Origin of the sequence: Mesorhizobium sp. M0833 (assembly GCF_040319905.1) — a bacterium.
GTDB lineage: Bacteria > Pseudomonadota > Alphaproteobacteria > Rhizobiales > Rhizobiaceae > Mesorhizobium.
In genome coordinates this window covers 188,405-200,857 of the sequence record NZ_JAMYOQ010000004.1, presented here as the reverse complement: position 1 = coordinate 200,857, position 12,453 = coordinate 188,405, and the positions used below count along the sequence as shown (strand labels likewise).

Below are 12,453 nucleotides of genomic sequence, written 5' to 3'. Positions count from 1 at the left end.
CGATGGCTGCAGCCGAGGCACTTCTGCCCATCGAAGCACCGCCTCTTTCTGCCGGTGCACCACTACCTCACGTCTTCGCCGACGAAGACAAGTTGCTGGTCGCCTATATCGTCAACATGAGAGACCCGTCATTCGACGGGACGAATCCGCGCTCAGTTTCGCCTGTAACCAACGGCCAATCGGTTGCGATCCTGACGGCAAAGCCTTGTCTGGCACTTCAATTCGGCCTGCCGAACGATGAGGCCTTGAGCGGTCATCGGCTCTACCAACTGGGCCTGCAACCCTATGCTGCATTCGAGGTACTCAACTCGTCATGGATCGGTTCGCTTGAACGGGCAAATCGAGTTCACAGTTCTCATCAGCCAGAGCTGTTTTCTGGCTATCGGCACTTCATCTTCACCTTCCACGACTCGACGCTTGAATTTGTCGCGGAGAGCTTTTCGATAAGCCGTCGCGACGGATCGGTTCTGACCTCGTTGATGGAGGCCGTCAGTCCTCGCGCCTCGGCGCTGCAAGGCGAACGAAGATGGCTTCTCGACAGGCTTTGGCGACGCGGCTGATCCGCTGGCCCGGTCAGCCTTGACCGCACAGCCATTTGGTCGGAGACTCCGGACGTCGCCAGAGCCTGAAACCGGGCAGACGTGGTAAACGGAGGAGCGAACAACATGGCGATTTCACGCAAGGAAGAGGCTCGGGCGCTGAGCGCCGACGAACATGCTCTCGTCGAGAAGTCGCACCATCCAGCGGTACAGCGTCTTGCCGACGCCGAACTCGCCAGCCTGGTCAAGCTCTTAAGGGAGCGGCGCGACAAGGCCCAGACCGAGGCGCATCGCCGCCGCCGCGAAATGCGTGGCAAAGGTGCGCCAAAGGGTGCCGGCGCCTCGAAGGCCGATGGAGGTTCGCAGTTGAAGCTGGCGGTTCTGGCGATGACCATGCGACGGCTCAATGGCGAGGCCGAACGCCGCCGCCAGTTGGCGGCGCGCGTTTCGCTGGTCGAGAATGCACGCAAGGCGCTGTCCATGAAGCAAGGCGCTGCGGCGGACAGTCCCGAGTTCAACACGCGCACTGCGCACAAAGGCATGCGCGCGATCGTGAGCCGGCGGCCCGAGGATCTGATCCGGCCGATGGAAGTCGGCCGGCAGCGGCAGGCGGCAAAGGTGGCGCAAGCAAAGCGCGACGCGCGCTGAGTTTTCTTGGCTGTCTTCTTTTGCTCTGGAAGCCCGTCTGGCGGGAATTGCCTCTTTATCGACACGCTGATGCAGGTAGAGTGCGGCTGACTTTCAATCAACCGCTTCGGAGCTAATGCTCGCACGCCTGTTCGTGATCTTCGGTGGGCTTCTTGTGCTGGTGCTGTGTGCGGCGCTGGTGGTGCCGTACTTTGTCGACTGGACTGGTTACCGTGCAGATTTCGAGCGCGAGGCGAGTGCCGTCCTCGGCCGCAAGGTGACCGTGCAAGGCGATGCGACGGCAAGGCTGCTGCCGTTTCCCTCGGTGACGTTCTCGAATGTCGCCGTTGCCGGTGGCCCCAACGGACAGCCGGCAATGACCGTCGAAACCTTTTCGATGGATGCAGAACTCGCGCCATTCCTGCGCGGCGAGGTGCTGATCTTCGACATGCGGCTGGTGCGGCCGAAGGCGACGATCGACATCGCCGCCGACGGCACGGTCGACTGGACGATACGGCCATCCTCGCCCTTCGATCCCGGCCAGATCTCCATCGAGAAGCTGACGGTGACGGAAGGACAGATCGCGCTCAGCCACGCCGCGGGCGGGCGCAGCCATCTTATTTCCGAGATCAACTCAACGATCTCGGCCAAGTCGCTGGCCGGCCCCTGGCGGCTGGACGGCTCACTGTTGCTGGACGGGTTGCGGACCACGATCGCCGCTTCCACCGGCAAAGCCGAACCGGACGGGCAAATGCGGCTCCGGCTCAAGGCCGATCCGGATGCCTATCCGCTGGTCATCGAGACCGACGGCAATGTGGGCCTCGTCGAGGGCGCCGCCGTCTATTCGGGCCAGTTCAAGATATCGGGCGCAGACCGGACCGCGGCGCGGCCGCGCGGCACCGGCGGCGAGGCGCTGAAGGTCAGCGCCGGCAAACCGGACCCGGGCTTCAGGCTGAACGGCAAGTTTTCGCTCGACCACCAGAAGCTCGGCGTCGACGAATTCCGCTTCGAGACCGGGCCGCTCGACAATCCCTACACGGCCGACGGCAAGGCTGCGGTCGACCTTGGGCTGAAGCCGCATTTCTCTATCGAGGCCAATGGCGCGCAGGTGCAGTTCGACGAGGCCATCGGGGCGGCGGCCGGGGCCGGATTGACGCTGTCCGAACGGGTGGCGGCGCTCGAGCAGGCGCTGCTCGATCTGCCGAAGCCGACAATACCGGGCACGGTCGAGGTGAAACTGCCGGCGGTGGTCGTAGGCGACACGACGGTTCGCGACGTGCATCTGTCCGCCGAGCCGGCCGAAGGCGGCTGGGCGGTAAAATCGCTGGCCGCCACGCTGCCCGGCCGCGCCAAGCTGGAAGCCAATGGCATGGTCAGCGTCGAGGACCATTTCGGTTTCACCGGATCGCTGCTTCTGGCGGTGGCGCAGCCCTCCGGCTTTGCCGCCTGGCTGTCGAAGGACGTCGACGAGGCGATCCGCCGTTTGCCGGCCGCCGGCTTCAAGGCCAAGGTGGATTTGAGCGAAAGACACCAGGCCTTCAGCGATCTCGAACTCATCCTCGGCAAGGCGAAGTTCTCCGGCCGCATCGATTCCAACCAGCCCGACGAAACCCGTCCATCGGTGCTGATGCAACTCGAAGGTGGCGAACTCGACGTCGATGGGCTCGCTGCCTTCGCCTCGATCTTCGTCAGCGACAAGGGCGCCAACCGCTTTTCCGATCGCGACCTCGATTTCCAGATCAAGGCCGGGCCGGTCAGCGCCGGCGGCTTGACCGCCGATAGCGTCGATACTTCACTTAGATTGCGTGAGGGGCTGCTTGAGATCGACCGCCTGTCGGTCGGCGGACTTGCCGGCGCCTCGATCAGTGCCACCGGCCGGATCAAGGATTTCCCGGCGAGCCCGACCGGCAAGCTCGACGCCTCGGTGGTCGCCGTCGACCTCAAGCCGCTGATCGACGTCGCCGTCCAGCATTATCCAGACAATGCGGTGCTGAAGTGGCTGGCGGAGCGCGCTGCTGCCTATCCCGAGCTGTTCCAGGATGCGCGTATCGACGCGGTCACGAGTGCCGCAGACAATGGCGATGGTACGACCGGACTGGCCATGAGCGCACAGGGCAAGGCCGGTGGCTCGGCCTTTTCGGCGTCGTTGTCCGGCAAAGGGGCGCTCGACCGGCCTCTCGAAGCGCCGGTGACGCTGACCTTCAACGCAAGGAACGCCGACGCCACCGCGCTTCTGGCGCTTTACGGTCTGCCGGCGCTGCCGCTCGGCATGCTCGGCGAGGCGACCACCGACGTCTCGGCCAAAGGCACGCTTGGCGGCGGCCTGGCGACACGATTCAGCCTGGCCGGCAATGACTTCAAAGCTGGTTTCGACGGGACAATTGCCGACACGCCTCAGGGCGCGGCCGCCAAGGGCAAGGTCAGCCTTGAAACGGCCGACATCTCGCCATGGCTGATGACGACCGGCGTCGGCCTGCCCGGCATGGAGACCGGCATGTCGACGTCGCTTGCTGCCGATGCCGACTACGGCAATGGTCTCCTGGTGCTGAGCGGGCTCAGCGGCGCCGTCAACGAAGCGGCGGTTTCCGGTGACGTAAATATCGACATCAAAGAGGGGCTGCCGCATCTTGCCGGCGCGCTGTCGCTGGACGAGCTGGACCTCGATCCGATGGCGGTGATGCTGTTCGGCGACCACGCTTTCCTTGTCAATGACAGGACCTGGCCGACGGCACCGTTCAGCCAGAAATCCAGTCTGCCATTTACCGCCGATCTCGATCTGACGGCGGCGTCGCTTGCCGCCGGCCCGCTTGCCACCGCCTATGAGGCTGCGCTTTCGCTGCAGCTCGACCAGGAGGGCATCCGTGTTTCCGACCTCAAGGCAAAATTCCTCGGGGGCGAGTTGAGTGGCCTGTTCGAGCTCAAGAACAATGACGGCACCGGGCTTTTCTCCGGTCAGATGAAACTCGCGGGCTCCGATTTGACAGCTGTGCTGCCGGAGGCCGGCATCAGCGGAAGCGGCGATTTCTCGACGGCGCTTTCGACCAGCGGCAAATCGGTCGACGCGATGGTCGCGGCGCTGTCCGGTTCCGGCACGGCGACGCTGAAGGGTATGACTATTGCCGGTTTTAATCCCGATGCCTTTGGCGCATTTATTGCCAAGGCCGACGCGATCGGGCGCGATATCGACGCATCGAAGACTGCCGGTTTTGTGCCGCAGATCGCCGCGGCGGGCAGTTTTCCGGCGCAGGACACCGATATTGCCTTCACCATCGCCGGCGGCACGCTGAGGGCGCCGCCGGTCAAATTGGAAAGCCCGGGCGCGACGCTGTCCGCCGACATCACCGCCGATCTGAACACCAGCACCGTCGATGCCAAGGGCGAGATCGCCTATCGACCCGGCGATGAGGCGCTGGTCGGCTCCGAACCGATTTTGAATTTCAGCGTCGACGGTCCGTTCGGCGCCACCAAACGGCAGTTCGACAGCGAGCCGCTGGCCCAGTTCCTGACCCAGCGTGCGCTGGAAAAGGAGCAGCAGCGAGTCGAAGCCATGCAAGCCGCACTGCTCGAGAAACAAAGGCTGCGGCGTGAGGTGCGCTACTACGCTGCCCTGCAAACCGAGCGTGAAAGAGCGGCGGCGGAACGGCGCAAGCAGGAGGAGGAAGCGGCGCGGCTGAAGGCTGAGGCCGACGCCAGGGCAAAGGCCGAAGCCGAGGCTCAGGCCCAAGCCGAAGCGGAGGCGAGGGCGCAGGCTGAAGCCAAGGCGCAGGCCGAAGCCGAGGCGCAGGCCCAAGCCGAAGCGGAGGCCAGGGCGCAGGCCGAAGCCAAGGCGAAGGCGGATGCAGCGGCGAAGGCCGAAGCCGAGGCGAGGGCGAAGGCCGAGGCGGCTGCAAAGGCCAAAGCGGATGCGGAAGCCAAAGCCAAGGCGGCGCAACAGGCTGCCGAGGAAGCAGCGCAGGCCGAAGAACAGCAACGCCAGAGGGCGGAAGAGGCGTTGCGGATCGCCTCGGAAGAGAAGGCAAGGCTCGACGCCGAACGCAAGGCCGCGGCGGAGCGAGCGGAACGGGCGCCACCGGCCACAAATAACGTGCCACCGCCAGTGCAGCCCCCGCCAAAGCTCAAGTTCGATCCCTCGTCGATCGACGATCTGCTAAAATCGCTGAATGGCGGGTGACGGCGCATCCCTTATGTGTCGCGTCCAGCAAGCAAGCGCTTGAGCATCGGCTCGATCCGCCCGAGTTCGTCGAGATGAGCGGCTGACAGATCGGCGAGACTGTCGTCGGCGCGCTCGGTCAGCCGCAGCAGCACGCGGCGGTGGTCCTCCTCGTCGTGGTCCCTCGCGACGAGCCCGGCTTCGCAAAGACGGTTGACCAATTCCACGGCGCTGTGATGGCGGATGCGCAGGCGCTCCGCGAGGTCGCCAATGGTCACCGGCCCTCCGCCGGGAAACCCTTTGATTGCAAGCAGGGCCTGATGCTGGCGTGGTGTCAGGCCGGCTTCCTGCGCCTGGATCTGGCTGAATTCGAGAAAGCGGCGGATCAGGTAACGAAATTCGGACAGCCTTTGGTAGTCGGCCGGTCCGATCGCTGCGCCGCGCTTTTGTGGCTTCGAAGTGTCTGCCATCGATTCCTTTCCGACAAAGCCGCAAACGGGCCTTGAACATTTATATCGTGTTACGATACAGAGCGCACCAACATGGCTCGTGCCCGCCATCATCGGTGGCACGGCCAGCGACCCATCCGCAAGTCGGCACGCCGCCAGAAAGCAAGGTTTGCAAATGAAGTCCGATCACGCCAACCCCGGCCATCTGCGCGATTTTACCACCGATGCCCGGGTGCTGCTCATTGCCGGCATAGCGGTGGTGGTGGCGACGGTGGGGCTGTTTGCCGGCATTGCCCTTTTGAAGCTGATCCGGCTTGCCACGAACATCGCCTATTTTGGCCAGTTCACGCTCGCCGACCTGAAACTGCAGGATACGCCGTTTGGCTATGCCTCGGTATTTGTTCCGGTCATCGGGGCATTGATCATCGGTGTGATGGCTCGCTTCGGAAGCGACAAGATTCGCGGCCATGGCATTCCCGAAGCCATCGAGGCGATCCTGCTCGGACGCTCGCGGCTCGACGCCAAGGTGGCAATCCTGAAGCCGTTGTCGTCGGCAGTCTCGATCGGCACCGGTGGGCCATTCGGCGCGGAAGGGCCAATCATCATGACCGGCGGCGCCATCGGCTCGCTGATCGCGCAGATGCTGCCGGTCAGCGACAATGAACGCAAGACGCTGCTGGTGGCGGGTGCGGCGGCCGGCATGACCACCGTGTTCGGAACACCGATCGCTGCCATCATGCTTGCGGTTGAATTGCTGCTCTTCGAATGGACGCCGCGCAGCTTCATTCCCGTAGCGGTCGCCGCGGTTATTGCCGAGGTCGAGCGCACCATGCTGCACCTGCCGGGGCCGATCTTCCCGTTTCAGGGCGGCATGGAGGTTTCATTTCCAGCCCTTGCCGGCTGGGTGCTGGTCGGCATGGCAGCCGGGCTGCTATCGGGGTTGCTGACCCAGATGGTGTATGCCTGCGAGGACGGTTTCCAGAAGCTGCCCATCCACTGGATGTGGTGGCCGATGCTCGGCGGCCTGGTGGTCGGCGTTGGCGGGCTGATCGAGCCGCAGGCGCTCGGCGTCGGCTATGACAATATCGCCGACATGCTGGATGGCCGCACCATAGCGACCGCTGCGCTCACCCTGTTGGTGGTGAAGGCGATCATCTGGTCGGTCGCACTCGGCTCGGGAACGTCGGGAGGTGTGCTGGCGCCGCTGCTGATCATGGGCGGGGCGATGGGCGCGGTCCTCGCCGGCTTCCTGCCGGCCGCCGATCCGGGCTTCTGGGCGCTGCTGGCGATGGCGGCGACGATGGGCGGCACCATGCGTGCGCCGCTGACCGCCACCTTCTTTGCGGTCGAACTGACCGGCAACACCCATGTCCTGGTGCCGCTGATCGCGGCAACTGCCACTGCGCATGCGGTGACGGTGCTGTTGATGAAGCGTTCGATCCTCACCGAAAAAATCGCACGGCGAGGGCATCACATGGTTCGCGAATGTGTCGGCTGGAAGGACCTGATGCGCGTCAGATCGAAGAAACAGGCCGAAGAACGCGACCGCTCGGCTTTGCTGGGCTTCCGTATCCGGCGCAGGAAACAGGATAGCGTTGCCTGAAGGCTAAAACTTGCCGCGCTTGGCCCAATCCAGCACATAGAGCCTGAGCGCCGAGGAGAGGTTCGCATCGCGCGGGCGGCTCTCGTCGATTTCGGCGACAAGCGCGGCGAGCGTCAGTTTTCGCACGGCCGCAATAGCGATCAGGTCGTCGTAAAAAGGCTTTTCGAGCGAATAGCTGGTGCGGTGGCCGCGAATCGTGACCGAGCGCTTTTCGACCGGGCTCACGCGACGATCCTATTCACATTCAAGCATCGGATTTGTCCGAATCGCCCGATTTTTCGCGGCGATGGCCGGCGACGAATTTATCGGCCTTGTCGGCGATCAGGCGGTCGCGATCCCGGCTGGTTTTGGAACGGCCATGCAGCGCCCGGTTTTGCTCGGCCAGGCGCTCCTTCTCGGTTCGCGCCTTCTGCTTGCGTGCCTGACGGAGATTGACGATCTCGGCCATGTCACGCCGCCCGTCGGGTCATTTCTTGCGGAAGGCGTCGAGCGACACCACGTCGGCGCCCTTGGCACCGGCGTCGGCCGCGGCAGGCTTCTTTTCCACCTCAGCGTTTTTCTTCCTCGTCTCAGGCTTTTTCTCGGCGACGATGGCCAGCGGCTCGGGAGCAGGCTTGGCCTTTGTCTCCTGTTCCGCCGGGGTATCGGTCTTGACGTCGAATTCGAGCTCGAAGTTGACGGATGGATCGTAAAAGCCGCGCACTGCCGAGAACGGGATTTCCAGTTTCTCCGGCACGTCGGAAAACGACAACCCGACTTCGAAGCCGGTGTCGCTCACCTTCAGGTCCCAATACTGGAACTGGATGACGATGGTCATCTGTTCGGGATAGCGCTCGCGCAGCCGCGACGATACGCGCACACCCGGCGCGCCGGTGAGAAAGGTGATGAAGAAGTGATGGTTGCCCGGGAGACCGGTGCGCGCGACCTCGGCCAGGACTTTGCGCATGACGCCGCGCAACGCCTCCTGGGCCAGAATGTCGTAGCGGATGTGGTCGTCGGCCATGTGGCTGTCGGGTTCCGTTGAATCGTCCTGATAGCTGTAATCAAGCTTGAGCGCGGCGTAAACCGGATATAGATCGCCTGCGTGCGGAAGCGAAGCCCATCGGCGACGATTTGATCGTCAAACGGCTTTGATCGTCAAGCGCTGGCGAGCGCGCCCTGTTTACCAGCCACAGGCCGCCGCTTGCCGAAGGCGCGCAGGAAGGTGCGCACGCCATTTGTCGCCGACTGCACCACCTCGTCCTCGGTCGGTGTGCCGCCGAGCATGAACGTCGTCTGCAACTCGGCATTGGCAAGCGCCATGAACTGGCGCGCTGCGACGTCGGGATCATCGATATCAAGGAAGCCGGCATGAGCGAGGCGGGCGAAGCGGGCGGCGATCGCCGGCCATGTCCTGCCCGGTCCTTCTTCGCGCCATTCGGCGAACAACTCGGGATAGCGCCCGCCCTCGGTCTGGATCAGCTTGCGCAGGAATTTGCCGTCGCGGTTGCAGATGCAGTTGTGATTCATCCGCACAGCAAAAGCGATGAGGTCGGCCTCGAGATCCTTCGGCTGATCGGGAAAAGTGGAAATCGTGGAAAAGATGCCGGCGTTGCAACGTTCGGTGAGGTCGCGGACGATGGCAACGAAGAGTTTTTCCTTGTCGCCGTGATGATTGTAGATGGTCTGGCGGGAGACGCCGGCTTCGGCCGCAATCATGTCGATATTGGCACCGGCGAAGCTTTCGCGGCAGAAGACCGAGGTGGCGGCATCGACAATCGACATCCGCTTGGCCTCATGGCCCCGTGGCGGGAAAATGTCAGGAGAAACGTTGGCCTTCATGCAAAACTATATAGAGGTGGTTGACGAATTAGACAAGCCTGTCTAAATTTGTGGACTGCACGAAGGGAGTTTCGTTCCGCAGAAGAGTCGGAACTCCATGGGATGGAACGTCCTAGGGTTACGCGCCGGTCCTCGGCGGCAACCAGAATTCGAAAGAGCCTGCTATCATGAACGCCAAATTCCTCCGCATTGCGGTCGTGCTCGGCCTATTGTCCGCGATCGGCCCGTTTGCCATCGACATGTATCTTCCAGCCCTGCCGTCAATCGGCGAGGATCTGCATGCCGGCACTGCCGCGGTGCAGATGAGCCTGCTGATCTTCTTTCTTTCCATGGGCTTCGGCCAGATCGTCGTCGGACCGATCTCCGACATGGTCGGCCGCAAGCTGCCGCTCTACGGCGGCCTGGCGCTGTTCATGGTCGGCGGCGTCGGCTCGGCGCTGGCTCCCTCGATCGAATGGCTGATCGCCTTCCGCTTCCTGCAAGGGCTCGGCGCCAGCGCCGGCATGGCCGTACCGCGCGCGATCGTGCGCGACCTGCATACCGGCACCGAGGCCGCCAAGTTGATGTCGCTGCTGATGCTGGTGTTTTCGGTCTCGCCGATCCTGGCGCCGCTGACCGGTAGCCAGATCATCGAGAACTTCGGCTGGCGGGCCGTGTTCTGGACGGTGACGGGCGCGGCCGTGCTGGCCACCATCCTGCTGGCGACCTCTCTCAAGGAGACGCGGCCGGTCGAAGAGCGCGCCGGTTCGTCCTTCGGGACGGCACTTTCCGGCTATCGCTTCCTGATGGGCGACCGCAACTTCCTTGGCCTGACGGCCATCGCCGGCTTCGGCATTGCGAGCTTTTTTGTCTATCTGTCGAGCTCGTCCTTCATCCTGATCGACCATTATGGCCTGTCCCCTTCGGTTTACAGCGTGTTCTTCTCGATCAATGCGGTTGCCTTCATCGGCATGTCGCAGCTGACCGGGTTGCTGTCGGAGCGGTTCGGGCTGCAGCGCGTGGTGCGCGTCGCGGTGACCGGCTATGCGACGACGATGGTGGTGCTGTTCGCGGTGATGGCATCGGGTGTCGACCGGCTCGACGTAATGGCGGCGCTGCTGTTCATCGGCTACGGCTTTCTCGGCCTGGTCATCCCGACGACTTCGGTGCTGGCCATGGAAGAGCATGGCGAGATCGCCGGCACCGCTTCGGCGCTGATGGGCACGCTGCACTTCGCCATCGGCGCGGTCGCCATGGGCGTCGCCGGCGTGTTTTTCGACGGCACGCCGCTGCCGATGGTGGCGGGCATCACGCTGTGCGCGGCGATCTCCTTCACACTGGCCAAGATAACGCTCGGCCGCAGCCGGGACGTTGCGGAAGCGCCGGCGGAGTAAGCTTCACCTGTCGAGACAAAAAGGCCGGGCGATGTTCCCGGCCTTTTCACGTTTGCGGTCCCGGTTCAAAGCAGCCTATGCCTATATGACGGGTTCAAGACATGCAGCTTCGACATCTCAAGACCTTCGTGGCGGTCGCCACCACCTTGAACATCACGCGCGCCTCCGAGCGGGTTCATCTTGCCCAATCGAGCGTGACCGAACAGATCCAGGCGCTGGAAGCCGATCTGGGCACGTCGCTGTTCGACAGGTCACGGCGTGGCTTGAAGCTGACGGCGGCAGGACAGCGCCTGCTGGACTACGCAAACGATCTCCTCGACCTTGCGGACGAAGCCCGTTCCGCTGTCGCCGACGCGAGCGGTACGGTTGCCGGTCGTCTGACGGTCGGCGGCCTGGAGACGCTTTGCTCGACACGCTTGCCGGCTTTGCTGGGGGAATTCCATCGGCGTCATCCCGATGTGGAACTGGACCTCAGGGCGAACGATAGCAGTGGGTTGCGTGCCGGCGTGACAAGCGGGGCGCTGGACGTATCGTTCCATTTCGGAGCCGTCCCGGCGGCGGCGCCGGAGCTGCGAAGCGAACAGATAGCCGAGGAAGAGCTCGTCGTCATAATGCCGGCAAATCACCGGTTGGCCGGATATTCTGCCATAACGTCCGACGAGCTGGCTGACGAGGCCTTCCTCGTCACCCAGCCCGGTTGCGTCTATAGGCGGATGTTCGACGAAACGTTTGCCGCAACATTGCCTGACCGTCCAAAACTCGTCGGCGAGTTCGCCAGCATGGGTGCGATACGGGGCCTTGTTGCAGCCGGTCTTGGATGCGCGCTGGTTCCTCGTCTCGTGGCTTCCGCGGCCGACGCCAGTATCGTCGTGCTGCCTTGGGTCGGAAGCAGCCCGGTGACGCCGGTCACCATGGTATGGCGCCACCGGCGCATTCAAGCGCCGGTGCTGCGGCTGTTCCTCGCAATGGTTCGCGAAATTTGGCCATCGCTAGACCAGCCGCTGGCCACCATCGACATGAAGCACAGTTCCGGTGATGAAGCCGTTATGCATGAGGGACGTGATGGCCTGGGCAATGTCGGCTGCCTGCCCGATCCTGCCGACGAGCAGGCGCTTTGCCATGCCGTCCAGCGCAGCCGTCTTTCCGCTGCCGGCGACGGCATCCCAAATCGGCGTGTCGACCCAGCCCGGCGAGACGACGTTGACGCGGATCGGCGCCAGTTCGACGGCAAGTGCGTAGGCGAGTGAGCCAAGGGCCCCATTAACGGCTGCCACCACCGAGCCTTTCGCCGCCGGACGATAGGCGGCGATTCCCGAGGTCAGCGTGATCGATCCCCTGGGCGTCAGACGAGGCGCGCCATGCTTGGCAAGAAGAAGCGGTCCGACGACCTTGGAATCCATCACTTTCCGCGCCAACGAGATGTCCATCTCGGGAAGCAATACATAGACGCCGGTGACGTCGGCGGCGGTCGAGACGATGTGGTCGAGCGTACCGACATCCTGGAACAGGCGTCGGACCTCGTCCTCACTTGTGACGTCGGCTGCGATCGTCCTCAGCCTTTCCGGGTGAGGCAAGCGCTGCCGTGCGGCCGACAACCGGTCCTGGGAGCGGCCGACGATCGTAACCTTAGCGCCGGCGGCAAGCCGCTGTTCGGCCAGCGAAAGCCCCATGCCGGAACTGCCGCCAACGATCAGGATGCGTTCGTGTTTTGGTGTGGTTTCCTGGTTCATCTTGTCTCCATCAGTAGCTCGCCGGGCATGACCACACGCGGCGAGAAATTGAGGCCTTGTCCCGCAAAGGCATGAGAGAAGGGAAACGGGAAGATACGAATGCTGCCATCGGAGGTTCCGATGATGGGAAGCCCTTGGGCTTTCGCCTCAGCCTGAGACGC

At 63.6% G+C, this 12,453-nt stretch carries 10 protein-coding genes and 2 pseudogenes; 6 read left to right on the top strand and 6 right to left on the bottom strand.

All coding sequences use genetic code 11. The features are described 5' to 3' along the window. The first annotated feature begins 2 nt into the window (after nucleotides 1-2). From NKH98_RS06945 to NKH98_RS06935, 3 genes are all read left to right on the top strand, one after another. Complete coding sequence (locus NKH98_RS06945; RefSeq protein ID WP_352897321.1) at nucleotides 3-560, top strand: hypothetical protein; 558 nt, start codon at nucleotides 3-5, stop codon at nucleotides 558-560. A 105-nt stretch (nucleotides 561-665) separates the two neighbouring features. Further along, nucleotides 666-1,187, top strand: a complete 522-nt coding sequence (locus tag NKH98_RS06940; RefSeq protein WP_352897319.1) for a hypothetical protein — start codon at nucleotides 666-668, stop codon at nucleotides 1,185-1,187. 115 nt (nucleotides 1,188-1,302) lie between these two features. Next, complete coding sequence (locus tag NKH98_RS06935) at nucleotides 1,303-5,337, top strand: AsmA family protein (protein ID WP_352897317.1); 4,035 nt, start codon at nucleotides 1,303-1,305, stop codon at nucleotides 5,335-5,337. A gap of 11 nt (nucleotides 5,338-5,348) precedes the next feature. Here the strand turns inward: NKH98_RS06935 and NKH98_RS06930 are convergent, their stop codons facing one another. Next, nucleotides 5,349-5,786, bottom strand: a complete 438-nt coding sequence (locus tag NKH98_RS06930; RefSeq protein WP_352897315.1) for a MarR family winged helix-turn-helix transcriptional regulator — start codon at nucleotides 5,784-5,786, stop codon at nucleotides 5,349-5,351. Nucleotides 5,787-5,940: 154 nt separating this feature from the next. Here NKH98_RS06930 and NKH98_RS06925 point away from each other — a divergent pair. Beyond that, a pseudogene (locus tag NKH98_RS06925) lies at nucleotides 5,941-7,251 on the top strand (chloride channel protein); the annotation flags it as partial. A 120-nt stretch (nucleotides 7,252-7,371) separates the two neighbouring features. Here NKH98_RS06925 and NKH98_RS06920 read toward each other — a convergent pair. The 4 genes from NKH98_RS06920 to NKH98_RS06905 all read right to left on the bottom strand — a co-directional run bounded on the left by NKH98_RS06920 (nucleotide 7,372) and on the right by NKH98_RS06905 (nucleotide 9,189). After that, nucleotides 7,372-7,593 carry a ribbon-helix-helix domain-containing protein gene (locus tag NKH98_RS06920; RefSeq protein WP_254818946.1) on the bottom strand — a complete coding sequence of 74 codons (222 nt, stop codon included), beginning with the start codon at nucleotides 7,591-7,593 and terminating at the stop codon, nucleotides 7,372-7,374. A 19-nt stretch (nucleotides 7,594-7,612) separates the two neighbouring features. After that, nucleotides 7,613-7,816: a DUF4169 family protein gene (locus tag NKH98_RS06915; protein ID WP_352739953.1), complete on the bottom strand. Its 204-nt coding sequence runs from the start codon at nucleotides 7,814-7,816 to the stop codon at nucleotides 7,613-7,615. Nucleotides 7,817-7,834: 18 nt separating this feature from the next. Further along, complete coding sequence (locus NKH98_RS06910; RefSeq protein WP_352897311.1) at nucleotides 7,835-8,371, bottom strand: SspB family protein; 537 nt, start codon at nucleotides 8,369-8,371, stop codon at nucleotides 7,835-7,837. Between the two features lie 134 nt (nucleotides 8,372-8,505). Then, a complete protein-coding gene (locus NKH98_RS06905) occupies nucleotides 8,506-9,189 on the bottom strand; it encodes a TetR/AcrR family transcriptional regulator (RefSeq protein WP_352897309.1) in 684 nt (227 codons plus the stop codon). 167 nt (nucleotides 9,190-9,356) lie between these two features. Here NKH98_RS06905 and NKH98_RS06900 point away from each other — a divergent pair, with 167 nt between their 5' ends. Together NKH98_RS06900 and NKH98_RS06895 are read left to right on the top strand one after the other, a co-directional pair. Further along, a complete protein-coding gene (locus NKH98_RS06900) occupies nucleotides 9,357-10,562 on the top strand; it encodes a multidrug effflux MFS transporter (protein ID WP_023676705.1) in 1,206 nt (401 codons plus the stop codon). A gap of 101 nt (nucleotides 10,563-10,663) precedes the next feature. Then, a pseudogene (locus NKH98_RS06895) lies at nucleotides 10,664-11,479 on the top strand (LysR family transcriptional regulator); the annotation flags it as partial. Between the two features lie 72 nt (nucleotides 11,480-11,551). On the opposite strand, the gene NKH98_RS06890 reads toward NKH98_RS06895, so the two are convergent. Continuing rightward, the gene (locus NKH98_RS06890; RefSeq protein ID WP_352897308.1) at nucleotides 11,552-12,292 is read right to left on the bottom strand and encodes an SDR family oxidoreductase; all 741 of its coding nucleotides are present in this window, start codon (nucleotides 12,290-12,292) and stop codon (nucleotides 11,552-11,554) included. Nucleotides 12,293-12,453 lie beyond the last annotated feature (161 nt).

Excerpts from the sequence above, each read along its gene's own strand:
- NKH98_RS06945 (WP_352897321.1), top strand. The coding sequence starts at position 3 with ATGGCTGCAGCCGAGGCACTTCTGCCCATCGAAGCACCGCCTCTTTCT.
- NKH98_RS06940 (WP_352897319.1), top strand. The coding sequence starts at position 666 with ATGGCGATTTCACGCAAGGAAGAGGCTCGGGCGCTGAGCGCCGACGAA.
- NKH98_RS06935 (WP_352897317.1), top strand. The coding sequence starts at position 1,303 with ATGCTCGCACGCCTGTTCGTGATCTTCGGTGGGCTTCTTGTGCTGGTG.
- NKH98_RS06930 (WP_352897315.1), bottom strand. The coding sequence starts at position 5,786 with ATGGCAGACACTTCGAAGCCACAAAAGCGCGGCGCAGCGATCGGACCG.
- NKH98_RS06915 (WP_352739953.1), bottom strand. The coding sequence starts at position 7,816 with ATGGCCGAGATCGTCAATCTCCGTCAGGCACGCAAGCAGAAGGCGCGA.
- NKH98_RS06910 (WP_352897311.1), bottom strand. The coding sequence starts at position 8,371 with ATGGCCGACGACCACATCCGCTACGACATTCTGGCCCAGGAGGCGTTG.
- NKH98_RS06905 (WP_352897309.1), bottom strand. The coding sequence starts at position 9,189 with ATGAAGGCCAACGTTTCTCCTGACATTTTCCCGCCACGGGGCCATGAG.
- NKH98_RS06900 (WP_023676705.1), top strand. The coding sequence starts at position 9,357 with ATGAACGCCAAATTCCTCCGCATTGCGGTCGTGCTCGGCCTATTGTCC.
- NKH98_RS06890 (WP_352897308.1), bottom strand. The coding sequence starts at position 12,292 with ATGAACCAGGAAACCACACCAAAACACGAACGCATCCTGATCGTTGGC.